Source organism: Bradyrhizobium monzae (assembly GCF_021458635.1).
GTDB lineage: Bacteria > Pseudomonadota > Alphaproteobacteria > Rhizobiales > Xanthobacteraceae > Bradyrhizobium.
In genome coordinates this window covers 437,538-459,934 of record NZ_JAIRDQ010000005.1, presented here as the reverse complement: position 1 = coordinate 459,934, position 22,397 = coordinate 437,538, and the positions used below count along the sequence as shown (strand labels likewise).

Here is a 22,397-nt window from a genome sequence, read left to right as displayed (position 1 = left end):
ATGGCCGGCAGCGACGCACGCGCCCTCTCCCGCTCGCTGCTCGACCTCTGCCGGATGCGCAAGCTGACGATCGCGACCGCCGAGTCCTGCACCGGCGGCCTCGTGGCCGGCGCGCTGACCGACATCCCCGGCTCCTCTGACGTGATCGATCGCGGTTTCGTCACCTATTCCAACGACGCCAAGCGCGCGATGCTGGGGGTCGAGGCCAGCACGCTCACCAATTTCGGCGCCGTCAGCAAGGAGACCGCGACCGCGATGGCGGTCGGCGCGCTGGAGCGTGCCGGCGTCGACCTCGCGGTTGCCATCACCGGCATTGCCGGCCCGGGCGGCGCCACGCCAGGCAAGCCGGTTGGCCTGGTCCATTTTGCGGCTGCCGCGCGCGACGGCCGCATCGTCCATCGCGAGCAGCGTTTTGGCGCGATCGGCCGCACCGCCGTGCGGCAGCGCTCGGTGGTCGAGGCCCTGCGCATGCTGATGGATCTTGCCCGCGGCCCGCAGGCCGCCGCCAAGCCGCGCCGCAACGCCACCGCTGCAACGAGACTGCGTCCCCGCGTCACCCGCTCGCCGCGCCGGCATGCCGTGAAGCGCAGGACTCCGCGGTCACCGCGCGGGTGAGGTCTCTGTAGCTAAGCGCAATCCGGGACCCCCTCGTCCACGACCGGGATTCGACAGTCAAGGCAGGTTCGATCCTTGCGACGTTCGCTCGATCCGATGCATGACGGGAAGCTTTTGCTCGATCGCCTTCGCGAGCACGGTTCCCGTGGTCCGACCGAGCTCCTTTGCGATCATCGTGATCGGCTTGGTTCCTGCAAGCGCCCTGAGCCGATTGAGGTCGTCGTCGCTCCACGATTGCTTCCAGCGCGCCATGTCTCCCGGTCCCATTACACAAGCCCTGCGCCCGACTCGGATTGTAATTGCCTCCCTCACGGAATCCAGCCGGAACAGGTGTTGCACTCACGACAAGGGGCGTTCCGTCAGCCCACGGCTTTTGGCACAAATTGCACTTGTCACCCCAAATGAGCAAAGCTTGAATCAGCCGCTGTACGTCGAGCCGCAGCGTCGCCCGGACCTACCATCCCTTGCGGGGCCTGAGGGGCAAAACACCAACCGCAAGGTCAATTCTCCGCGCAAACATATTCCGCTTTACCGAAATTCTGATTTGCAGTAGATGTCCCTGACCTCATCCCGGTCAGAGGGGCGTATCGCGATCGTCACGAACGTGGGATGAGCCGTGGTGGACGACGACTGCATCGGCGCGATTGGTTTTCGCGGGGCGGGCAACCGTGAGCGAGAGCGTCGCGCGCACGACCGGTGCGGTCAGCGTACGGCAAAATCGTGTGGTCCTGGCGCCCGGAGTCTGTGCGCCAAGTCTTGCGGTGATGGGTGGCCCAACCGGGCCCGCGCATCAGCCATCTGCAAGGCGACGGGGGCAATAGTGCATCGCTCCCCGGGGAGATCACGACATAAGCCGTCAACCCACTGCGCAGGGAAGGCCGGATGTTTGGCTTCACCTGTATGCCGCTGTGCAGCCTCTTGTAGCGCAACCATCGCACAGTGGACCGCGGGTGCCAGCCGGCACCCGGTCTTCCCTGCGCCCTCTGACAAAAGAGGGTGACGCAAGGAGGCAAAGCTCGGGCGCAATGAGCCGCGAGACTGCAGCGTCATGATTGCTTTTCAAATTGCACGCAAATTTGTCGAAATCGATCATCATGTGCGGCGCAGCGGCGCGACCAAACGTCATCACCCCCATGCGAGCTTGCGCGGAAAAATATTGGCGCAATAATGCCGCTCTACGTTGCGATCCGGAATCAACCGATCCAGCATTGTGGAGGGCGGCTCAGTGCTCGCTCGCGCCGCGGCCTCGGCCGCACTGATCGTCACTTTGGCCGCCTTCGATGGTGCGGTTGCGCAAACGACCAACCAGCCGCCGGATACCATGGCGGCGAGGGTTGAAGCCTGTACGCCGTGTCACGGCAACAAGGGCGAAGGCACCAGCGACGTCTATTTCCCGCGTCTTGCCGGCAAGCCGGCCGGCTATCTCTACAATCAGCTGCTCGCCTTCCGCAGCGGCCGGCGCAAATATCCGCCGATGAACTATCTGCTGGAGTTTCTGCCTGATCCGTATCTTGAAGCGATGGCGGACTATTTTGCCAGCGAGCACCCGCCGCTGCCGCAGCCTGCGCCGAGCGGCGTCAGCAAGGACGTCCTCGCGCAAGGCGAATTGCTCGCGACCAGCGGTGATGCCGGTCGTAACATACCGGCGTGCGTGAGCTGCCACGGCCCGGGACTCACGGGCATGCAGCCCGGCATTCCCGGCCTGCTCGGCTTGCGTGCTGCCTATGTCAGCGCCCAGCTCGGCGCCTGGCGCTACGGTACCCGCACGGCGAAATCGCCCGACTGCATGCAGCTCGTCGCCGGCCATCTGACGGAGGCCGACGTCACCGCGGTCGCGGCCTGGCTTGCGACGCGCCCTGCCCCCGCTGATCCTGCTCCCGTCCCGAAAGGCACCTACGCGCTGCCCTTCGGCTGCGGCAGCCAGCCCAACTGACGAGGCGGATGATGGGCTCGAAATTGTCGATCGCACTGCTCGCTCTCGCCGCGTTCACCACGACGGCCGCGCAGGCACAGGACAAGACCAGCGACGTCATCGCGCGCGGCGAATATCTCGCCCGCGCCGGTGACTGCACCGCCTGCCACACGGCGTCGGAAGGCCGCCTGTTCGCCGGCGGCCGACCCATGCCGACCCCGTTCGGCACGATCTACACCTCCAACATCACGCCCGATCCGGAGACCGGCATCGGCAAGTGGAGCGCGGACGATTTCTACAGGACCATGCACAACGGCCGTTTCCCGAATGGCGGGCTGATCTATCCCGCGATGCCGTTCGCCTCCTACACCAAGGTCACGCGCGCCGACAGCGATGCGATCTTCGCGTATCTGCGCTCGATTCAGCCCGTGAACCAGAAGAACAAGCCGCATGAGCTGCGCTTCCCCTATGACAACCGCCAGCTCATCCTCGGCTGGCGCACGCTGTATTTCAGCGAGGGCGAATTCAAGCCTGACCCGACCAAGTCGGCCGAATGGAATCGCGGCGCCTATCTGGTCGAAGGCCTCGGCCATTGCGGCATGTGCCATTCGCCGATCAACGCGCTCGGCGGCACCTCGCAATCGGATGCCTTCAAGGGCGGCCTGATCCCGATGCAGAACTGGTACGCGCCCTCGCTCACCTCCAACCGCGAGGCGGGCCTCGGCGACTGGAGCATCAAGGACATCACCGATCTGCTCCAGACCGGCGTCTCCGCGCGCGGCGTGGTCTACGGCCCGATGGCCGAGGTCGTGCACAACAGCCTGCAATATCTCGACGACGCCGACACCAAGGCGATGGCGGTGTACCTGAAGGGCATCGCGGAAGGCTCGTCGCCGCCGGCGGCAAGCACGGTACTGCCGACCACCGAGAGCAGCCTGCTGATCAGCCTCGGCAAGACCGTCTACGACAAGAACTGCGCGAGCTGTCACGGCCCGCAGGGCGAAGGCAAGCCGCCGCACTGGCCGCCGCTCGCCAACAATCAGTCGATCGAGATGCAGTCGGCGGTCAACCCGATCCGCATGGTGCTCAATGGCGGCTACCCGCCGGGCACGAAGGGCAATCCGATGCCCTACGGCATGCCGCCCTTCGCCGGTCTCCTCTCCGATAATGAGGTCGCCGCCGTCGTCTCCTACATCCGCACCGCCTGGGGCAATCGCGGCTCGCCGGTCTCGGCGCGCGAGGCCAACGAGCTGCGCTCCGCACCGCTGAACTGAGAGGCGCCAGAGATCCATCATGTTCAATTCCGATCCGCCGACCAGCCCAGCCGCTGCCGACCAGGCCATCGAGGAGGTCGTCGCGCAAGGACCGTCCGGCGCAATCGCGCTGGCCGGCGTCGCCACGGCCTGCGTGGTCGCGATGTGGCTCGCTTTCTATCTCTTCGTCTTCCTGCCGCGCGGACCGCTGCAATGAGCGCGGAGGACACCCATAGCAGCAGCGTCGAGGTCGCGGCCCGCGTCGAGCGACGCTGGGCCATCATTGCCGTCATCATCATCTCGGGCATGGCGCTGCTCGCAGCCTTCGCCGGCATCCACCAGGCAACCATGCCGCAGCCGCGCGTCGAGACCACCGATCCGTCGCGGATTCATCTTTCCGGCGAATTCGTCGAGAGCAATCTCGGCAGCGTGCTGGAGGCCAACGGCAATGTGACCGTGCGCGCGATCGGCCAGCAATATTCCTTTACGCCGGCCTGCATCGTGGTGCCCGTGGATACGCCAATTACGCTGCGCGCCACCAGCGCCGACGTCGTGCACGGCATCCTGATCCAGGGCACCAACGTCAACACCATGCTGGTGCCGGGCTACATTTCCGAGCAGCTGATGCGCTTTGGGAAGACCGGCGATTATCTGATGCCCTGCCAGGAGTTTTGCTCCTTTGGCCATGAGGGCATGTGGGGCAAGGTCAAGGTGATCGACAAGGCTGAATTCGCCAATCGCGCGAAGAGCGGCGGGAGGCTGAGCTGTGTTGGTCAATAGGAAGCTCATTCTCGCCCATTTCTGGTTTGCCTTTGCGGTATTCGGCGTCGCGCTCACGCTCGGCGCCTGGCAGATGTTCATCCGCAGCCCGATCGGCACCTGGCTCTCCAATCCCGAACTCTACTACCGCTCCCTGACCGCGCACGGCACGGTGATGGGCTACGTGTTCCCGACCCTGGTCGCGATGGGGTTTGGCTATGCCATCAGCGAGTCCGCGCTGGAGCAGCGCCTGGTCGGCGTGCGCTGGGCCTGGACCGGGTTCTGGCTGATCGTCATCGGCAGCATCATGGCGGTGATCCCGATCGCACTCGGCCGCGCCTCGGTGCTCTATACGTTCTATCCGCCGCTGATCGGCAATCTCTTCTACTATCTCGGCGTCGTGCTGGTCGTGGTCGGCTCATGGATCTGGGTCGCGCTGATGTCGATCAATTTGCGCGTCTGGCGCAAGGCGCATCCCGGCGCAGCGGTGCCGCTGGCAATGTACGCCAATGTCGCCGGCTCGTATCTCTGGGCCTGGACCGCGGTCGGCGCAGCGCTCGAGCTGCTGCTGCAGATCATTCCCGTCGCGGCGGGGCTGAAGAACACGATCGATGCCGGCCTCGCCCGCATCTTCTTCTCCTGGACGCTGCACGCCATCGTCTATTTCTGGCTGATGCCGACCTACATCGCCTATTACACCATCGTGCCGCGCGCGATCGGCGGCCGGGTCTATTCCGACAGCATGGCGCGGATCTCGTTCATCCTGTTCCTGGTGGTGGCGATGCCGATCGGCATCCACCACACCTTTGCCGATCCGCAGGTCGGAGCCGGCTTCAAGTTCATCCACTCGGCCTTCACGGCATTGGTCGCACTGCCGACGCTGCTGACCGTGTTCACGATCTGTGCCTCGGTCGAGATTGCGGCGCGGTTGCGCGGCGGCCGCGGGGTATTCGGCTGGATCAGGGCCCTGCCCTGGGACAATCCGATGATGCTGGCGCTGGCATTCTCGTTCGTCATGCTCGGCTTCGGCGGCGCCGGCGGCCTCATCAACATGAGCTATCAGCTCGATGCATCGATCCACAACACGCAGTGGATCACCGGCCATTTCCACCTGATCTTCGGTGGCGCCATCGTGATCATGTATTTTGCGATCGCCTATGATCTGTGGCCGCATCTGACGGGCCGCGAGCTGATCGACGTCCGCCTGATCCGCACCCAGCTCTGGCTGTGGTTCGTCGGCATGATCGTCACGACCTTCCCGTGGCACTGGGTCGGCATTCTGGGGATGCCGCGCCGCATGGCCTATTTCGACTTCGGCGATCCTGCCATTGCGCCGCAGGCGCTGTCGGTGACTTTCTCCGCGATCGGCGGCTTCATCCTGCTGACGTCGGGCATCATGTTCATCGTCATCCTGGCACGCGGCATGCGGGCGCCGCTGGCCGAGGCCGGCGCCTATCGCTTTGCGGTTGCCGTGCATCAGCCGACGACCGTGCCGGTCGCACTTAACACGCATGCGCTATGGGTGGCGCTGATGATCGCGCTGACCATCACCAATTACGGCTATCCGATCCTCAACCTCGCGACCACCGCGGGTACATCGGTGCCCGCCGTCTATGTGGGAGCGCAGTGATGAGCACCCGCGACCTCTTCACCTTCGGCAATCCTCATTTCACGCGGGGTGTCGGTATCACCGCCGCAATCCTGATCGTGACGGCGATCGCCGGCTTCGTCGTGCTGCCCTTCGCGCAGCCCTGGGTTCAGTTTGCAAGCGTCTGGGACGCGATCTGCAGCGCCGCTGGCGTGCCGCAGCGTGCGGCCAGCGTGACGGCGCCCGAACAGGCAAAACGCCTGTCGGAGGTCGTGCTGACCTCGCACACGCTGTCGCGTCCGAGCCAGGAGGCGATCGGCCGCGGCGCGACGCTGGCGCAGCGCTGCGCGATTTGCCACGGGCCGACCGGAATCAGCCGCGCCGACTCGCCCAATCTCGCCGGCCAATATGCCGCCGTGATCTACAAGGAGCTGCACGATTTCCGCTCCGGCGCGCGCAGTAATGCGGTGATGTCGCCCTTCGCCGTCAACCTGACTGAAGAGGAAATCGCTGACCTCTCGAACTATTACGCCTATCTGCCGCGGCCTTCGGCCTATCATCCGACGCCGCAATTGCCCAAGCCCAACATCGTCATCTACGGCGCGCCGCTGCGCGGCGTCGCGCCCTGCGGCGCTTGTCATGGCAGTCTCGACAACAAGACCGGCAGCCCCTGGCTGGAGGGACAATCCGAGGCCTATATGAAGGCACAGCTCCAGGCGTTTGCATCAGGCGAGCGTCGGAACGACATCAGCCAGCAGATGCGCAACATCGCGCGCGCCTTGACGCCGCAGGAGATCGAAGCGGCCGCGGCGTATTACGCCTCGCAGCCGCCGGATGTCGTGAAGGCGGTGGATTGATTTTTCACATCTGTCACCCCACGTCATTGCGAGCGAAGCGAAGCAATCCAGAATCTTTCTGCGGAAAGATTCTGGATTGCTTCGTCGCAAGTGCTCCTCGCAATGACGGAGGAGAGAGTACGTTCTACGACGACGCCAGCTTCGGCCGGCCGTAGATCGCATCGGCCCGTTTCTCGAACGCGGTGGAGAACCGCGCGAATGCAGCGTCGAACATCGAGCCCATCAGAATTGCCAGCATGCGGCTCTTGAATTCATAGGCGAGGAAGAAACCGACGTCACAGACGTCATCGCCTTTGGGTTCGAACGTCCATCGATTTTCGAGATTACTGAACGGACCTTGCAGATATTCGACCAGAATTTTCAGATTGGCGCGATCGAGCGTCACGCGGCTGGTGAAGGATTCCTTGACCAGCTTGAACGACACCGTCATGTCAGCAACGAGCACCTCGGTGCCGTCGGGCTTGGCCATGCGCTGACGGATCTTCAGCGCGCTGCACAGCGGTACGAATTCCGGGTAGCGCTCGACATCGGCGACCAGATCAAACATCTTGGATGCGCTGTGATTGACACGGCGCTTGCTCGAAAATTTGGGCATAGCGGTTCAGCGCGCGGTCGCGGCCCGTGCGGCCTTCAGTCTCGCAAAATCCTCGCCGGCGTGATGCGACGAACGGGTGAGCGGGCTCGCCGACACCATCAGGAAGCCCTTGGTGTAGGCGACTTTCTCGTAGGACGAGAACTCGTCCGGCGGCACGTAACGCATCACGGCGTGATGCTTGCGCGTCGGCTGGAGATATTGCCCGATGGTCAGGAAGTCGACGTCCGCCGAGCGCAGATCGTCCATCACCTGCTGCACCTCATGGCGTTCCTCGCCGAGACCTACCATGATGCCGGACTTGGTGAAGATGCTGGGATCGAGCTCCTTGACCCGCTGCAGCAGCCGGATCGAGTGGAAGTAGCGCGCGCCCGGCCGCACCGTGAGATAGCGCGACGGCACGGTCTCGAGATTGTGGTTGAAGACGTCGGGCCGCGCGGCCACGACAAGTTCGAGCGCGCCTTCCTTACGCAGGAAGTCGGGTGTCAGGATTTCGATCGTGGTCGAGGGACAGGCGGCGCGGATCGCGCGGATCGTCCGGGCAAAGTGCTCGGCGCCTCCGTCGGCAAGATCGTCGCGGTCGACCGAGGTGATGACCACGTGCGCAAGACCGAGCTTGGCGACGGCCTCGGCGACGTTGTGCGGCTCGGCCGCATCCAGCGCATTCGGCATGCCGGTCTTGACGTTGCAGAAGGCACAGGCCCGGGTGCAGGTGTCCCCCATGATCATGAAGGTCGCGTGCTTCTTGTCCCAGCACTCGCCGATATTCGGGCAGCCCGCCTCCTCGCACACCGTGTGCAGGCCGTTGGCGCGCACGATGTTGCGGGTGTCGGCATAGCCCCGGGTGTTGGGGGCGCGCACGCGGATCCAGTCCGGCTTCGGCGGCGAAGCGGAATCGGGGCGGTTCACCTTTTCGGGGTGACGCGGGCGCAACGGGTTCGTGATGGTATCGACAATAACGACCATGATCTGTCCGGTCTGTTCAGGTCCTACCTAGTCGGTCTGGTTGCCTGCCGCAACCCGGCTCGCCCTGCTTCAGGGAACATGGCAGATATGGGCAATATCCTGCTCTGTTCTCTGGCGATTCTCACCTCGAATGGCTCCAACCTCGAAGACTTCCACACCCCGGCTCGGCAAAGCCCTGAAGCGCGGCTTTTTCGACCGCAGCGTCGGCGAGGTCGCACCGGATTTGATCGGCGCGACCATGCTGGTCGACGGCGTCGGCGGGATCATCGTCGAGGTCGAGGCCTATCATCATACCGAGCCGGCGGCGCACTCCTACAACGGCCCGACGCCGCGGAACCAGATCATGTTCGGCCCGCCCGGCTTTGCCTATGTCTACCGCTCCTACGGCATCCACTGGTGCGTCAACTTCGTCTGCGAGGAGGAAGGCTCTGCTGCCGCCGTGCTGATCCGCGCGCTGGAGCCGACGCACGGCCTGGCCGCGATGCGCCGGCGTCGCCATGCGGTCGATGCGCACGCGCTGTGCTCGGGCCCTGGCAAGCTGACGGAGGCACTCGGCATCACCATCGCGCACAACACCCTGCCGCTCGATCGCCCGCCGATCGCGCTGCATGCGCGGACGCAGGATGTGGAGGTGGTGGCCGGCATCCGGATCGGTATCACCAAGGCCGTCGAGCTACCCTGGCGCTATGGCGTCAGGGGCTCGAAATTCCTCAGCAAGCCGTTTCCGAAATAGGCTTACGAGGCCTGCTTCAGCCGCTCGATCGCCTCGAGCAGCTTGGCTTTGCGGGCCAGCGCCGCCTCGCGCTTTTCGCGCTCCTCCTCGACGACCTCTTCGGCCGCGTTGGCGACGAATTTCTCGTTGGCGAGCTTGGACTCGGCGCGCTTGATGTCGGCGTCGGCCTTCGCGATCTCCTTGTCGAGGCGCGTGCGCTCGGCGGCAACGTCGATCACCCCCTTCAGAGGCAGGGCCGCAACCTCACCGCGAACGAGGAGTTGAACTGCGCCGTCGGGGGCGCGGTCCGCGAAGGAGATGTCGGAGAGCCGCGCCATGCGCTTGATGATTTCGGTCCAGCGCGGTGCGCGTTCCCTGGTCTCGGCCGAGGCATCCGCGAGCACGAGCGCCGTTAGCGTCGCCGGCGGGATGTTCATCTCGGCGCGCACCGAGCGGATCTGCGTGACCAGATCGATCACCCAGCCGATCTCGGCTTCCGCCTTGGGATCGGTGAAGTCGGCATGGTCGAAAATCGGCATGACGAACGCAGGCGAGATCAGCGGATCGGTCGGTCCGGCCGCAGCAGCAAGCATCGCAAGCTGCTCCGGCGTCGGACCGGACGGCTTCAGCGGCCATGGCGCCAGCGCGAGCAGGCCGTCGCGCTTGGCCGTCACCTCCCACAGCTCTTCGGTGATGAAGGGCATGAAGGGATGCAGCAGCCTCAGGATCTCGTCGCGCGCCCAGGCAACCATGGCGCGGGTCTCGTCCTTGGCGGGGCTGTCCGGGCCGAGCAGCACGGGCTTGGCGAGCTCGAGATACCAGTCGCAGTAGACGTTCCAGACAAAGCGGTAGATCGCGCCGGCGGCGTCGTTGAAGCGATAGGCCTCAATGGCCTCAGTCACCTCGCGCGTGGTGTGCGCGCTTTCATGCGCGATCCAGCGGTTCAGCGTTTCCTTGGCCTTTGCCGGCTCGAAACCCTCGGGCACGGCGCAGTGGTTCATCTCGGCGAAGCGGCACGCGTTCCAGAGCTTGGTTGCGAAATTGCGATAGCCCTCGACACGGCTGGTGGCGAGCTTGATATCGCGCCCTTGCGCCGCCATCGCGGCCAGCGTGAAGCGCAGCGCGTCCGCGCCGTATTCGTCGATCAGGTTGAGCGGGTCGATGACGTTGCCCTTCGATTTCGACATCTTGGCGCCCTTCTCGTCGCGGACGAGGGCGTGGATGTAGATCGTCGAGAACGGCACTTCCTTCATGAAGTGCAGGCCCATCATCATCATCCGGGCGACCCAGAAGAAGATGATGTCGAAGCCGGTCACCAGTGCATTGGTCGGATAATAGCGCTTCACTTCGGGCGCGTCTTCGGGCCAGCCGAGCGTCGAGAACGGCCACAGCGCTGAGGAGAACCAGGTGTCGAGAACATCTTCATCACGCGTGATGAAGCCTTCACGCTTGTTGCGGTCGAGCGCCATCTCGCGGCCCTGTTCGACCGTGATCACTTCCTGCTCGACGTAGTAGCCGAGCGCGTGGCTGATGGCCTCTTCCTCTGTCTCCGCGACGAAGACCTTGCCATCAGGGCCGTACCAGGCCGGGATCTGATGACCCCACCAGAGCTGGCGCGAGATGCACCAGGGCTGGATGTTCTCCATCCACTCGAAATAGGTCTTTTCCCAGTTCTTCGGCACGAACGACGTCTCGCCCGAACGCACTGCCGCGATCGCGGGTTTTGCCAGCGTCTTGGCGTCGACATACCACTGGTCGGTCAGATACGGCTCGATCACGCTGTTGGAGCGGTCGCCATGCGGCACCATGTGGGTGTGCGGCTCGATCCGCTCGACGAAGCCGAACGATTCCAGCCGCTCGACAATGCGCTTGCGCGCAGCAAAGCGGTCGACCTTGTGGAATTCCTCGGCGAATTGCGAGGCGCCTTCCGGCAGGCCCTTCAGATAATCCTCGTTGTCGAGGAGATCGAGGCAGCCTTCCTTGTCGAGCACGCTGATCCGACGCAAGCCGTGGCGGTTGCCGACTTCGAAATCGTTGAAATCGTGCGCCGGCGTCACCTTCACCGCGCCCGAGCCCTTGTCCGGATCGGAATAGTCGTCGGCGACAATCTTGATCTTGCGGCCGACCAACGGCAGGATGACGTTCTTGCCGACCAGCCTCTGGTAGCGCTCATCCTCCGGATGCACGGCAACGCCGGTATCGCCGAGCATGGTCTCCGGGCGCGTCGTGGCGACCACGATGAAGGTCGAGGGATCCTCGGGGCTGAATGTCTTGCCCTCGATCGGATAGCGCAGATACCAGAGGTGGCCCTTCACCTCGGTCTGCTGCACTTCGAGATCGGAGATCGCGGTGAGCAGCTTGGTGTCCCAGTTCACCAGCCGCTTGTCCTTGTAGATCAGGCCGTCGCGGTGCAGCTCGACGAACACCTTGATGACGGCCTTGGACAGGCCCTCGTCCATGGTGAAGCGCTCGCGCGACCAGTCGCAGGACGCGCCGAGGCGCTTGAGCTGGTTGATGATGGTGTCGCCGCTCTCGGCCTTCCACTGCCAGACCCGCTCCAGAAATTTCTCGCGGCCGATCTCGCGACGGCCGGGCTGCTGGCGCTCCATCAGCTGTCGCTCGACCACCATCTGGGTGGCGATACCGGCATGGTCGGTGCCGGGCTGCCACAGCACGTCGCGGCCGCGCATGCGCTCGAACCGGCACAGGATGTCCTGGAGGGTGTTGTTGAGGGCGTGGCCCATGTGCAGCGAGCCCGTCACGTTCGGCGGCGGGATCACGATGGTAAAGGGCACGGCGTCGCGGCGGTCGGGACGACCGGCCTTGAAGGCAAGGCTGTCCTCCCACACGACGGACATGCGGGCTTCGATATCGGCGGGCTGGTAGTTTTTCTCGATCATGGGGCGCTAGAAAGCCGCGTGCGGGGTTCAAGTCAACGGAAAGCTCAACGGCAAAAGGGCTTTCCGGCCCGACGGCAGGTCGATTATGACGCAGGAGCAGGGCTTTATCGGGGCCCAGCGGCCGGGTTTAGCGGCCGCCGCGCGAGACCCGCTCAATTTCGGCCTTTACGATGCGTTCGACAAGGCCCGGCAGATTGTCGTCGAGCCAGGATTTCAGCATCGGCCGCAGCATCTCCTTGACCAGATCCTCCAGCGTCCGCGCATTGCTGCTGAGCACCGTGTGTGCCAGCGAGTTAAAGGCGGATTCGACTGCCGAGACGGTCGACTGGGCCAGGATCGGCTGCGGCGGCGGCAGCGGCGCATCGAAGTCCAGCGGCGCATAGGACGGCGCCGGTGTCGGACGAGACGGCGGTGCTTCGGCGAATTCGAGATCGTCGCGCGGCTCGACCCTGTGGAAGCTCAGCGGCGGTGGCGCGGGCGTCGGCTCCGGGTCCATCGCCATCTCGTCGGTCAATTCGAGCACATCGAGTTCGGGCTCAGGCTCCGGGACACGTACCTCAGGCGCAGGTGTGGCCTCGTCGAGGCCCGCCAGGAGCGCGTCGATGTCGTCCTGATTGTTGGGCTCGACCGCAGCTGAGGGCGGAGGAGGTGCCGGCTTGGCGGCGGCCGGCGGCGGCGCGGGCTTTTCAGCCGCAGGCTTTGCTGGCGCGACCTTCGATGGTGGAATGTCGGCCATCGCCTGAGGCTTGGGTGCGGGCGCGGCGGGTGCCGGCGCGGGCTTGGCAGCTTCAGCCGGCGGCGGCTTGGCCTCATCGTCGGCAATGATGCGCCGGATCGAGGCCAGAATCTCCTCCATGGAGGGTTCTGTGACCTTTGCAGGCTGCGTCATCTCCGACTCCACATCATCAACGCCCTCGCATGCGTTGTTTTACACCAAGCACGACAGGATTGGCCGGTTCCGGATGTGCGCCCCGACATTTTCGTCGCGGCAGCCAGACTTGTCCCCAGATCACGACTCAACGTGAGGCGGCGCGCCCCTGCCCCGTCACTCAAGCATTACGCACGCAACATCGGATGCGGAACGAATCGACCCGCAGCTTCTCGGCAAGGCTATGTCAGGGATTTTGATGATTGCAAGCAAAGCGCCGGTCGGACTCGTCTGTTTGCGAGCCCGACCGGAGGACTACGGGACTTAGCGTCCGTCAGGCGTGCGCACGCCGACCCAGCTGTCGCGGACCTGCTGGTAATGCACGCTCGGATCGTAGACGGTGGTGCTAAGGCCAAGCACCTGCGGTGCGAGACGGCCGACGGCGGCCAGAACCTGATAGGACGCGACCACGCGGTCGTGCTGCGCGGTGACAAGCGCGACGCGTGCATTGACCAGCGCCTGCTGCGCGTTGAGCACGTCGAGGGTAGTGCGTTGACCGGCCTTGGCCTCCTCGCGCACGCCGTTCAGCGCAATCTCGGACGCCGTGACCTGCGCCTGCGCGGACTGCACCTGCGCCTTGCCAGCTTCCAACTGGCCCCAGGCCTGAACGACGTTGGCCCGGGTCTGGTCACGCGTCGTTTCGAGATTCAGGCGCTGCTGCGCCAGATTCTCTTTCGATTGGCGGATCAGCGCATATTCAACGCCGCCCTGAAAGATTGGCACGGAGACAGTCGCAATGGCGGACGCGGTGTTCGTTCGGAAAACCTGGAGGCTCTGCTGGTAACCCGTACTCACGCCAGCTTGAACCGTGACCGTCGGCAGCAGCGCGCCTTCGTTGATCTTGACCTGAAGATAGTTGACGTCGATGCCGTACATCGCGGCCGTGACGTTGGGATTCTCCACCAAGCTGAGATTAACGGCAGCGGCTAACGTCGCGGGCAGGAAACGATCGACCGGAGAACCCGGCGCGAGGTTCGTCGGCTCGTTCCCGATGATTCGGCGGAAGTTCGCGCGCGTCGTCGTGAGATTCGATTCGGCCGTGAGTGCCTGCGTCTTGCCGGCAGCCAACTGAGCCTCGGATTGCGCCACGTCGGTGCGCGTCACTTCGCCCACATTGAACCGATCGCGGGTTTGCTTGAGAGTCTGTTCGAGCACGCGGACGTTGCTGCGCTGGACTTCGAGGGTGGCAGAATCCCGCAGATAATCCATGTAGGTCGTTGATGCACTAAGCAGCACCGACTGATCCATGGCGCGCAGCGCCTCACGGGAGCCGGATACCTGAGCTTCCGCATTTCGCGTCTTGTTGGCCGTGATGTTGCCGTTATAGAGCGTCTGGTTAACGGTCAGACTGGCGCTGTTGGACTGGGGGACGCCATTGAATTGCGCGCCCTTCTGCAATTGCTGGACATCCTGATATTGATACCCGGTGCCGAGGGTCACATTGACCTTGGGACGATATCCCGACAGCGCTTGCGGCACGTTCTCGTCGGTCGAGCGCACCTGGGCGCGCTGTGCGTTGAGCTGCGGATTGTTCTGATAGGCGCGCACCAGCGCGGCCTCGATCGTATCCGCCAACGCAGGCGCCGGCCCGGCAAGCGCCGCCAGGAGGACCGAAACCGCTGCTCCGGTGAAGAACTTCACCCCATGCATCCTTGAAAATCCGTTCATTCTCACGTCAGGCTCGTGCCCGCGAGCCTGGTTACCGTATCCAAGTGGAGTCGTTGCCCCGTAGCAACATAGGACGCGGCCGAGCGCGACGGAACACCCTCTGGGTGGTTCTCAGCGGAAACTCTTCACGTGCAGCATCCCGGCCACACTTCTGATTCAGAACGGGATTTTAAAGGGGTTTCGGCCGTCAGAAGACGAAGGCGGCGGCCCGTTCCAGCCCCGGAAGCACTGGGGCGGCGGCGTCGAACAGCGGCCGGTGGCCGAATTCGCCGTGGGTACGGGTCACGATCATGGCCCGCGATGGCCGGGATTCGGCCGAGACCCCCACCAGGCGTCCCCCTTCCCTGAGCTGGCCGAACAGCCCGTTCGGCGTCACTTCGGTAGCGCCGTTGAGGATGATCACGTCATAGGGCGCGGCGGCCGGATCGCCCTCGGCACTGGGGGCGGCCTTGCAGGTGACGTTGCCGAGCCCCATTGCGGCGAAGACGTCCTTGGCTTTCGCAGCCAGCGCCGAATCGCTCTCCGTTGCCGTGACCTGGCGCGCAAGCTTCGCGGCCAGCGCGGCGAGGTAGCCGGTGGCGCAGCCGACGACCAGCACGTTGTCGGCTTCGCCGATCTCGGCGGCCTGGAGCAGCTTGCCGATCAGCTGCGGCTTGATCAGGAAGCGCTTGGCGCCGCCCTCGCTCACATCGAGATCGAGGTCGAGGTAGGCCAGCGCCTGCCGGCTCGCCGGCACGAAGGCCTCGCGGGGAACCGTGAGCATGGCATCGAGAATGCGGCGATCGGTGACGTCATTGGTGCGCACCTGGCCATCGACCATTTTTAGGCGCGCGGTCGAGAAACCGGACATTTACGGACCCTGCAAGGCGGACGATGCCGCGGACGAAACTTGGCGGCATATTTGGAGCAGGCTCCGCGAAAACGCAACACGTCCGTTGACTGGCGAACCAACGGCGACGCAACGCAGGCATCGGGGCGAGATGGCCTATTCGATCGCGACGGCCAGGCGGCCAATCAGGGCCGCCACTTCGTCCAGCCGCGCCGAATCGGGGGTCTCGACCGCGCGGGCGAGACGGGCCAGGCATTCATCGTCGCTAAGCTCGGGAATATCGGCCGGCAGAATCGAGGGGGCCAGGTGGGCGCGGTCGATCTGGATGTCGGGCATAGGAATCAGCTCCGTGGGAGTCCGGCCCCATCAAGCTCGATTTGAATTAAGTCGATTTGGGGCCGCCTGCGTGGCGGCGGTGGTGCAGCCACACACAACCGCTTGAACGCGATTCTGCCGGGCTGGAGCCTAAAGGCGCTGAGAAGCTGATCGAGTAACACATTTAAGAGGCCGGCGCGGGTTTTCTTGTCCGTAGTCGAACTCTACTTCAGCGAGATCACAATTGTGCTGAGATTGGCCGCCAGCTCCAGTCCCGCCTTCGGGCCTTGCAGCACGATCGTGATGCCCTTCTCGTTGCGGAGGTGGACGCCGTTGACGCCACCAGCAAGGGCGAAGCCGCCTCCGACGGAGCTGTAGGTGCCGGCGAAGTCACCGACCTCGCGGATGCCTGACGCCCAGCCATCGAGACGACCGACCGTGACGCCGGCCGTGATGCCAAAGCTCAGGCCGGTGATCCTGAACGGATAGGTCTTGCCACGATAAACCAGCGTTCCGCTGCCGATGCCGCCGCCGACCAGAAGGCCGGCCTTGACGATCTTGACGCGGACATGACCGGCTGCCTGCGCGCAAGATGGTGTCGCAGGCATGGCGAGCCCCAACGCCAGCGCTAGCAATGCAATCAGACGGAACACGCGCACGCGCCGTTCAGGGTTTTGCGGCATCGACCTTCTTCCAGGTCTCATCAGGGTCGAACAGCGTGGTGCGCTCGGCGATGAACTCGGTGCGCTTGCCGAGATCCTTCTGGTAGACGGTGCCGTCGTGATTGACGAGGAACGTCATCACGCCGGAATTGCCGTATTCGGCAGGCCAGGCGATCAAGCCGAAGCCGCCGATCATCTTGCCTTTGACGACATAGTTGAGCGCACCGCCGGTGGCATTCCGGCCCTGCCCCTTGAGGATATGGAAGTAGTAGCCGTGATAGGGCGCAGGCCCGGCATCGCCGGCGCGATAGCCCTCCTTGGAGGCCTCGGCCGCCAGCACGCCGAGCGGGCTCGGATCGCTGTCGTCGCGCCAGAACAGGCCGTCCTTCTTCCCGGGGGATGAGACAATGCGCTGGGCATAAACACCGGCGCCCTCGCCGCGGTCCTTGTCGGCATATTCGTTCTGCGCGTCGACATAGGCGAGCGCCGTCTGGATCGCGTCGAGCTCGTTGCGGCCGATGCGGCGGCGAAGCACCTCGATCCGTCCCTCGTCGGTGTCGAACTGCCAGCCGGTCCTGGTGTTGAGCAGCGGAATCGGGAACGGGAAATCATCCGGCCCCAGCATCAGCGTCGCGGTCTTGTTGCCCTCCGCCTTGATGCTGTGCCTGACGTCGTACATGGACGAGAAGCGCGCGCGGATGTCGTTGTCGGCGACCTCGTCGCCCGAGGAGACGATGTCCTCGGCGGCCCTGCCGAGCACTTTCAGGATGTCTTTCGGGCCACTCTTGACCGCGGCGGCGAGCGCGGCGGCTGCGTCCTCCGGCGACTTGTAGGATTCCTGCGCGAGTGACGGCGAGCCGAACAGCGCGAGCGCCATGATGCCGGGGAGGATCGTGCGGCGGAACGATTTCAGACCAATCATGGCGTCTCCTCCGCCGGGAGCTTCGCGCCACGGGCGAGCCAGTCGCGGTAGGTGCGGAATGTCAGCCCGAGCTTGTCGTAGTCGACGCGCAGATATCCGTCGCGGCCGCGGCTCACCGCGTCGGGCATCACCTGCTCGACCTCCTGCGCCATCACGCCGACATAGGCCTTGTCGCTGCCGATGTAGCTGAAGCGATAGTAGCCGAGGCCGTTACCGAGATGACCGAGCAGGACGATGTCGTGCTTCAGCGCGATGTCGGACCGCCGGCCACCGCCGCCGCCTCCACGACCGCCTCCTCCGCCTCCCCCTCGGAATCCGCCACCACCGCCACCTCCACGGCCGGCCATGCTCGGTCCGCCGCCGCCGCGCGGCATGCTCGCCATACTTGATCGTCCACGCGCCGACGCTGCGGCTGCGGACCGACCGGAGGAGACGTTCATCGCGCCGCCGCGATTTCCGCCACCGCTCCGGTTGGCGGCCGCACCGCCACCACGGTTTGCAGCCTTGGCACGCTCGCCGCCGCCTTTGGCGCGATCACCACCGCCCTTGCCAGCATTCTTGGCCCGGTCGCCACCGCCCTTGGCACGATCGCCTGCACCGGCGCGGTCGCCTCCACCGGGTCGATCGCCACGATTGCCGGCACGGTCACCGGCCCGATCTCCTGCGCGATCACCAGGGTTGCCGCGATCACCAGCACGATCGCCCACCCGATCACGCGCTCCCTGATCCGGACGCAGCACCTGGTTGCCATCACGCCCGCGAAAATCCATCCGGTCGGACGCGCCGGCCCTGACGTTGTTGTTGCCGAAGCGCTGCTGAACGTTGGTGTTGTTGTAGCGCACGCCGCCGCGATGCGCCGGATTGTGCTGCCAGCCGTTGCCGATGTTGGTGGTGCGATGATTGATGTAGACGTTGCGATTGCCCCAGTTGCAGCCACCGCCCCAATAATTGCCCCAGCGCCCGATCGCCCAGGCGGTGCCGAAGGCGATGCCGGCCGCGACCACACCGGCACCGATATAGGATGGATAGCCCCAATAATACGGCGGGTATTCCGCGTAGGGCCAAGTGCCGTAGACCGTCGCCGGATCGTAATACGGCACGTACATCTGCGCGGGATCAGCCTGCTGGATCACGATCGCCTGCTTGCCCTCCTGGGTCTGTATGCTGACCTTCTGCTGCTTGGTGGTGACCAGCTTCTTGTTGTCATAGGCCTTGTTGCGCAGACGCTGGATTGCATCCATCACGTCGGGCTGCTGGGCGAGAAAAGCATCGCCGAGCTTCTGGGTCCATTCGAGCTTGTCGCTCATCATGGTCAGGACATCGACGGTGCTGGCCAACGCCTTGACGCTGTCGTCCCAACCCTGCTTGTCCACCTCGGTCTTCAGCGCATCCCCCTTCAGGCTCCTGCGCTCCTTCAGGAAGCGGTCGGCCTGCACCACTTCGAGCGGATAGGTCGAGGCCGCCAGCACATTGGCAAGGAGCTCGTCGGGATAGAGCGCGATCGGCGCGACCAGCGCCTCGAGCTGCTCGGGTTTCAAGAGTTCGGCCGCCGCCGCCGGTGGATTTGTGGGCTGCGCCTGCGTGCTCGGAGCGACCGGCGTCGTCGGGGCCGCCGGCGTGGTGGCCTGAGCCATTGCAGCGGTGGGGACCGCCATCACCAGCGTAAGCGCCATCAGGATCTTGCCGCAGCGAACCATCGCAACCTCCACAAGCGTTCCGTCCGCGACCATCGGACCGGCGCACAGGCGTTTGTTGATCGAGATCAACGGAACCGCGCCGCAGTGCTGTTGCAATGCGAAACCTCACTCGATCAGCTCGGCCTCCATCAGAAGCTGGCAGGGCACTGTGAGCCCAAGCGCATTGGCGACCTTCATGTTGATGACCAGCTCGAACTTGGTAGCAAACTGCACCGGCAGCGTTCGAATTTCAGCGCCGCGCAGGATGCGGTCGACATAGGCGGCGCCGTCGCGAAACTGCTGGGCGAGATCGGCGCCATAGGACATCAGGCCGCCGTTGACCGTGTAGAAGCGGACGGCGTAAATCGCCGGAACGCGGCGCTCTGCCAGTAATGGGATGGTCATCCCGCTCTGTGCCGCGAAGAAGCCGCCGTCCGGCAGCACCACAATGCCGCTGCCGACGCGCGCTGCGGCCTCGATCGCCACCGCGATCTCCGCGCCGTTGCGGACGCTGGCGCCAGTCACCTTCATGCCGAGACGATTTTCCATCTGGCGCGCGGCCTGGAGATAAAACGGCGCGTATGGCGCCGATTCCGGATTGAACAGAACGGCGGCATGACCCAGGTCCGGCACCATGTCCTTCAAGAGGCTGAGCCACTTCCCGCTCATCGAATGCTCATAGAGCGAGAAGCCGGTGAGATTGCTGTCCGGCCGGGCGAGATTGACGACGAGGCCGGTTCCGACGGGATCGGACAGTCCCACGAAAACAATCGGAATGCGCTGCGTTGCGCCGCGCAACGCCAGGGTCGCTCCCGTGCTGGTCGCAAACAGCACGTCCGGCCGGGTGGCGACGAGTTCGAGCGCCTCCGATTGCTGCCGCGCCGGATTGGGCCCCGGCCAGCGCACTTCAAGCCGGTAATTCTGGTTTGCGATCCAGCCCCGATCGGCCAGCCCCGATCGGCCAGCCCCTGCTGAAAGGCATCGACGCGCATCTGCGCGCCGGGATCGCCGGGCACGTTGCCGGTCAGCACGCCAACCGACGGCATCCTGTTGTGAGGCGCATCCTGGGCCATGGCGAGGGCAGGAAGCGCAGCCGCTGCGCCGACCAGCGACATGAAACCACGGCGTCTCATTGCACCCTATCACTCCCGACTGTCCGCGCCCGTCTTGGTCATGCATGACACTACTGCGAAAGGAATGGCGCTGCCGATCTGCGAGTTTTGATCGAGATCAAGATACCGGTCGTTATCGGACGATCGGCAGCCTGACCACGAACAGCGCCCCACCCGCTGGCAGGTTCTCGGCTGCCATCGTGCCGTGATGGGCCTCCACGATGGTTTTGGCGATCGCAAGCCCCATCCCCATGCCTTCCGGCTTGGTCGTAAAAAATGGATTGAAGACACTTGCGAGATCGCCGGTCGCGATGCCAGGGCCGGTGTCGATGATCCTGATCTCGGCCTGGTTGCCGGCGCGGGCCGTCGCCACACTCACCTCGCGCTTCGTAATGTCCGCATCGGAGATCGCGTCCATCGCGTTGATGATGAGGTTGAGAACGACTTGCTGCAGCTGGACGGGATCGCCCTTGATCGGCAGAGCGGTGACGGCAGGCACATAGCTCAGCGCAATGCGACGTCCATTGGCAACGGCCGCTGCCAACCCGATCGCTTCGCACACCGTGTCGTTGAGCTCGAGCTTCCGGATTTCAAACGGCGTCTTCTTCAGGACGCTGCGGAGGCGACGGATCACCTCGCTCGCCCGAAGGTCGTCGCGCCTGATGTCAGCAAGAATATGCTTGATTTCGTCCAGATCGGGCGAGGCAGCCTTGAGCATGAGTTCCGCCGTCTCGGCGTTGGTCAGAATGGAGCCAAGCGGCTGGTTCAGCTCGTGGGCGATCGACGTCGTCAGTTCTCCGACGGCCGAATAGCGATTGGCGTGCGCTAGCTCGACAAAGCGCTGACGTGACTCGACCTCAGCGGCCCGGCGGCGGTGGCGTTCATGCAGCAGCACGCTGATCAGTCCTGCCTGCACCAGAATGATGGCGGCGATCAGGAGTATCTGCCAGCGATAGCTCTCCCAAATGGTTGGCTCGCGAAACAGAATCTCGCTCCCGGCGGGCAGATTGCTTGCGCCGATGCCCCAGCGTTGCAGCTCACGCCAATCGTATTTCGGCGCAGCGAACCCAATCGGCTCGTATTTGATGTTGGACGGCTTCTCCCCGCGGAGGATGCGAATGGCGGCATCGACGCTCCTGCGGCTCGTTTCCATTGTCGAATGCATCGGGCCGCCCACGGTGCTGCCGCCGAAGAACGGCTCCTGATAGGAAAAGATCGGCGCGTTCGCGACCTCATGCAGCCCGCGCAACGCAATATCGCCTTCATGAACGATTCCGGCTGCGTCGACCGACATCAGGCCCCAGAACAGCACCGTATGCGGCGGAAGCTTCGCCGCACGCTTCAGGATTTCTTCGAACGACAGATCCGAATACCAGACGATCGCGAGCCGGCCTTGGAGCGGCTTCAGCTCGCGCGTGACCTCGTCGACCCAGAATTTCTCCAGCGGCGACGCGCCGATCACCACAGCGACGGTCTTGGTATCCGGCATTACCTGGAGGATACTCTCGAAAGCCGCCACGAAGTCGTTGCGGACGGATACAACGACGTCCTTGTCGGTAAGATCGGAACGATTTACCAACCGCTCCTCGACCACCGTCAGGACCATCGGCGTATCGGGAAACAGCTTGCTCCGGTATCGCTGCACGAACCGCGCGGCCGGTGCGCCGATGCTGATAATGATGTCGGGCAGCGCGCCCTGATAGAGTGAGCCGAGATATTCGGCGAATGGCGCTTCCGGGCCCGGATTGTTGAAGCGTGCGGTGAGCAGTGTGTGCTCCTGGATGTCAAGCGGCCATGGCGATTGCCGCTCCAGCTCGGCCTTGATGCTCCGTGCATACTCGCTCCAGGGGCGGAATTCCCGGCCGAACGAATACAGCACCAGAACGCGCTTCAACTCGCGATAGCGGGGGTCACTAAGCTCGACGGCAACGGCCGATCTGGACGGGATGCATGCGGCGAGTATCAAGCCGAGCCATAGAAGCAGAGCCGTGGCCCGCCACGGTTTGACTAACGCGACGGTCACGCGCCCGCTCATCCGTCTCCCCGGCGGCTTCAAACAGCCGCTCTCAGGGGCAATCCTAGCGAGAATTGCGTGGTTTAGACAGAGGCATGGGGATTCCCGATTACGAGT

Annotated in this window: 21 protein-coding genes; 8 read left to right on the top strand and 13 right to left on the bottom strand. The window is 64.4% G+C overall.

The window, feature by feature from the left end:
* The gene (locus tag K3F49_RS21490; protein WP_234682935.1) at positions 1 to 615 is read left to right on the top strand and encodes a CinA family protein; all 615 of its coding nucleotides are present in this window, start codon (positions 1 to 3) and stop codon (positions 613 to 615) included.
* 57 nt (positions 616 to 672) lie between these two features.
* Here the strand turns inward: K3F49_RS21490 and K3F49_RS21485 are convergent, their stop codons facing one another.
* A complete protein-coding gene (locus K3F49_RS21485; RefSeq protein WP_234682934.1) occupies positions 673 to 867 on the bottom strand; it encodes a hypothetical protein in 195 nt (64 codons plus the stop codon).
* Positions 868 to 1,840: 973 nt separating this feature from the next.
* Here K3F49_RS21485 and K3F49_RS21480 point away from each other — a divergent pair.
* From K3F49_RS21480 to K3F49_RS21455, 6 genes are read left to right on the top strand one after another with little or no spacing between them, the layout of a single operon-like run.
* Positions 1,841 to 2,548, top strand: coding sequence for a c-type cytochrome (locus K3F49_RS21480; protein ID WP_234682933.1), 708 nt, complete (start codon positions 1,841 to 1,843; stop codon positions 2,546 to 2,548).
* Between the two features lie 11 nt (positions 2,549 to 2,559).
* Complete coding sequence (locus tag K3F49_RS21475; protein WP_234682932.1) at positions 2,560 to 3,801, top strand: c-type cytochrome; 1,242 nt, start codon at positions 2,560 to 2,562, stop codon at positions 3,799 to 3,801.
* A 19-nt stretch (positions 3,802 to 3,820) separates the two neighbouring features.
* Entirely contained in the window at positions 3,821 to 3,997 is a 177-nt protein-coding gene (locus K3F49_RS21470) for a hypothetical protein (protein WP_234682931.1), read from the top strand.
* The gene (locus K3F49_RS21465; protein WP_234682930.1) at positions 3,994 to 4,560 is read left to right on the top strand and encodes a cupredoxin domain-containing protein; all 567 of its coding nucleotides are present in this window, start codon (positions 3,994 to 3,996) and stop codon (positions 4,558 to 4,560) included. Before K3F49_RS21470 ends, K3F49_RS21465 begins: the two co-directional genes overlap by 4 nt.
* A complete protein-coding gene (locus K3F49_RS21460; protein WP_234682929.1) occupies positions 4,547 to 6,169 on the top strand; it encodes a b(o/a)3-type cytochrome-c oxidase subunit 1 in 1,623 nt (540 codons plus the stop codon). Before K3F49_RS21465 ends, K3F49_RS21460 begins: the two co-directional genes overlap by 14 nt.
* On the top strand, positions 6,169 to 6,984 hold the full coding sequence (locus tag K3F49_RS21455) for a c-type cytochrome (RefSeq protein WP_234682928.1): 816 nt from the start codon (positions 6,169 to 6,171) through the stop codon (positions 6,982 to 6,984). The genes K3F49_RS21460 and K3F49_RS21455 overlap by 1 nt, the downstream gene beginning before the upstream one ends.
* Before the next feature lie 124 nt (positions 6,985 to 7,108).
* Here K3F49_RS21455 and K3F49_RS21450 read toward each other — a convergent pair whose 3' ends face one another.
* Positions 7,109 to 7,579, bottom strand: coding sequence for a type II toxin-antitoxin system RatA family toxin (locus K3F49_RS21450; RefSeq protein WP_234682927.1), 471 nt, complete (start codon positions 7,577 to 7,579; stop codon positions 7,109 to 7,111).
* A 6-nt stretch (positions 7,580 to 7,585) separates the two neighbouring features.
* Complete coding sequence (gene lipA / locus K3F49_RS21445; protein WP_234682926.1) at positions 7,586 to 8,542, bottom strand: lipoyl synthase; 957 nt, start codon at positions 8,540 to 8,542, stop codon at positions 7,586 to 7,588.
* Positions 8,543 to 8,672: 130 nt separating this feature from the next.
* On the opposite strand from lipA, the gene K3F49_RS21440 reads away from it, so the two are divergent.
* Entirely contained in the window at positions 8,673 to 9,275 is a 603-nt protein-coding gene (locus K3F49_RS21440) for a DNA-3-methyladenine glycosylase (RefSeq protein ID WP_234682925.1), read from the top strand.
* A 2-nt stretch (positions 9,276 to 9,277) separates the two neighbouring features.
* On the opposite strand, the gene K3F49_RS21435 is transcribed toward K3F49_RS21440, so the two are convergent.
* From K3F49_RS21435 to K3F49_RS21390, 10 genes are all read right to left on the bottom strand, one after another.
* Positions 9,278 to 12,154, bottom strand: coding sequence for a valine--tRNA ligase (locus tag K3F49_RS21435; RefSeq protein WP_234682924.1), 2,877 nt, complete (start codon positions 12,152 to 12,154; stop codon positions 9,278 to 9,280).
* A gap of 127 nt (positions 12,155 to 12,281) precedes the next feature.
* On the bottom strand, positions 12,282 to 13,043 hold the full coding sequence (locus tag K3F49_RS21430) for a PopZ family protein (RefSeq protein ID WP_234682923.1): 762 nt from the start codon (positions 13,041 to 13,043) through the stop codon (positions 12,282 to 12,284).
* 303 nt (positions 13,044 to 13,346) lie between these two features.
* The gene (locus K3F49_RS21425; RefSeq protein WP_234683018.1) at positions 13,347 to 14,732 is read right to left on the bottom strand and encodes a TolC family outer membrane protein; all 1,386 of its coding nucleotides are present in this window, start codon (positions 14,730 to 14,732) and stop codon (positions 13,347 to 13,349) included.
* 205 nt (positions 14,733 to 14,937) lie between these two features.
* On the bottom strand, positions 14,938 to 15,600 hold the full coding sequence (locus K3F49_RS21420) for a protein-L-isoaspartate O-methyltransferase family protein (protein ID WP_234682922.1): 663 nt from the start codon (positions 15,598 to 15,600) through the stop codon (positions 14,938 to 14,940).
* A 135-nt stretch (positions 15,601 to 15,735) separates the two neighbouring features.
* Complete coding sequence (locus K3F49_RS21415; RefSeq protein ID WP_234682921.1) at positions 15,736 to 15,915, bottom strand: hypothetical protein; 180 nt, start codon at positions 15,913 to 15,915, stop codon at positions 15,736 to 15,738.
* A 203-nt stretch (positions 15,916 to 16,118) separates the two neighbouring features.
* Entirely contained in the window at positions 16,119 to 16,577 is a 459-nt protein-coding gene (locus K3F49_RS21410) for a lipid-binding SYLF domain-containing protein (RefSeq protein ID WP_234682920.1), read from the bottom strand.
* Positions 16,561 to 17,478, bottom strand: coding sequence for a DUF2950 domain-containing protein (locus K3F49_RS21405; protein WP_234682919.1), 918 nt, complete (start codon positions 17,476 to 17,478; stop codon positions 16,561 to 16,563). The genes K3F49_RS21410 and K3F49_RS21405 overlap by 17 nt, the downstream gene beginning before the upstream one ends.
* Complete coding sequence (locus tag K3F49_RS21400) at positions 17,475 to 19,175, bottom strand: DUF3300 domain-containing protein (protein WP_234682918.1); 1,701 nt, start codon at positions 19,173 to 19,175, stop codon at positions 17,475 to 17,477. The genes K3F49_RS21405 and K3F49_RS21400 overlap by 4 nt, the downstream gene beginning before the upstream one ends.
* A gap of 105 nt (positions 19,176 to 19,280) precedes the next feature.
* A complete protein-coding gene (locus K3F49_RS21395) occupies positions 19,281 to 20,060 on the bottom strand; it encodes an ABC transporter substrate-binding protein (protein ID WP_234682917.1) in 780 nt (259 codons plus the stop codon).
* Between the two features lie 339 nt (positions 20,061 to 20,399).
* Complete coding sequence (locus K3F49_RS21390; protein WP_234682916.1) at positions 20,400 to 22,301, bottom strand: sensor histidine kinase; 1,902 nt, start codon at positions 22,299 to 22,301, stop codon at positions 20,400 to 20,402.
* Positions 22,302 to 22,397: the final 96 nt, after the last annotated feature.

Bases quoted from the DNA above. Each gene is read 5' to 3' on its own strand.
- K3F49_RS21490 (WP_234682935.1), top strand. From the start codon at position 1: ATGGCCGGCAGCGACGCACGCGCCCTCTCCCGCTCGCTGCTCGACCTC.
- K3F49_RS21485 (WP_234682934.1), bottom strand. From the start codon at position 867: ATGGCGCGCTGGAAGCAATCGTGGAGCGACGACGACCTCAATCGGCTC.
- K3F49_RS21475 (WP_234682932.1), top strand. From the start codon at position 2,560: ATGGGCTCGAAATTGTCGATCGCACTGCTCGCTCTCGCCGCGTTCACC.
- K3F49_RS21470 (WP_234682931.1), top strand. From the start codon at position 3,821: ATGTTCAATTCCGATCCGCCGACCAGCCCAGCCGCTGCCGACCAGGCC.
- K3F49_RS21465 (WP_234682930.1), top strand. From the start codon at position 3,994: ATGAGCGCGGAGGACACCCATAGCAGCAGCGTCGAGGTCGCGGCCCGC.
- K3F49_RS21455 (WP_234682928.1), top strand. From the start codon at position 6,169: ATGAGCACCCGCGACCTCTTCACCTTCGGCAATCCTCATTTCACGCGG.
- K3F49_RS21450 (WP_234682927.1), bottom strand. From the start codon at position 7,579: ATGCCCAAATTTTCGAGCAAGCGCCGTGTCAATCACAGCGCATCCAAG.
- lipA (WP_234682926.1), bottom strand. From the start codon at position 8,542: ATGGTCGTTATTGTCGATACCATCACGAACCCGTTGCGCCCGCGTCAC.
- K3F49_RS21440 (WP_234682925.1), top strand. From the start codon at position 8,673: ATGGCTCCAACCTCGAAGACTTCCACACCCCGGCTCGGCAAAGCCCTG.
- K3F49_RS21435 (WP_234682924.1), bottom strand. From the start codon at position 12,154: ATGATCGAGAAAAACTACCAGCCCGCCGATATCGAAGCCCGCATGTCC.
- K3F49_RS21430 (WP_234682923.1), bottom strand. From the start codon at position 13,043: ATGACGCAGCCTGCAAAGGTCACAGAACCCTCCATGGAGGAGATTCTG.
- K3F49_RS21425 (WP_234683018.1), bottom strand. From the start codon at position 14,732: ATGCATGGGGTGAAGTTCTTCACCGGAGCAGCGGTTTCGGTCCTCCTG.
- K3F49_RS21420 (WP_234682922.1), bottom strand. From the start codon at position 15,600: ATGTCCGGTTTCTCGACCGCGCGCCTAAAAATGGTCGATGGCCAGGTG.
- K3F49_RS21415 (WP_234682921.1), bottom strand. From the start codon at position 15,915: ATGCCCGACATCCAGATCGACCGCGCCCACCTGGCCCCCTCGATTCTG.
- K3F49_RS21410 (WP_234682920.1), bottom strand. From the start codon at position 16,577: ATGCCGCAAAACCCTGAACGGCGCGTGCGCGTGTTCCGTCTGATTGCA.
- K3F49_RS21405 (WP_234682919.1), bottom strand. From the start codon at position 17,478: ATGATTGGTCTGAAATCGTTCCGCCGCACGATCCTCCCCGGCATCATG.
- K3F49_RS21400 (WP_234682918.1), bottom strand. From the start codon at position 19,175: ATGGTTCGCTGCGGCAAGATCCTGATGGCGCTTACGCTGGTGATGGCG.
- K3F49_RS21390 (WP_234682916.1), bottom strand. From the start codon at position 22,301: ATGAGCGGGCGCGTGACCGTCGCGTTAGTCAAACCGTGGCGGGCCACG.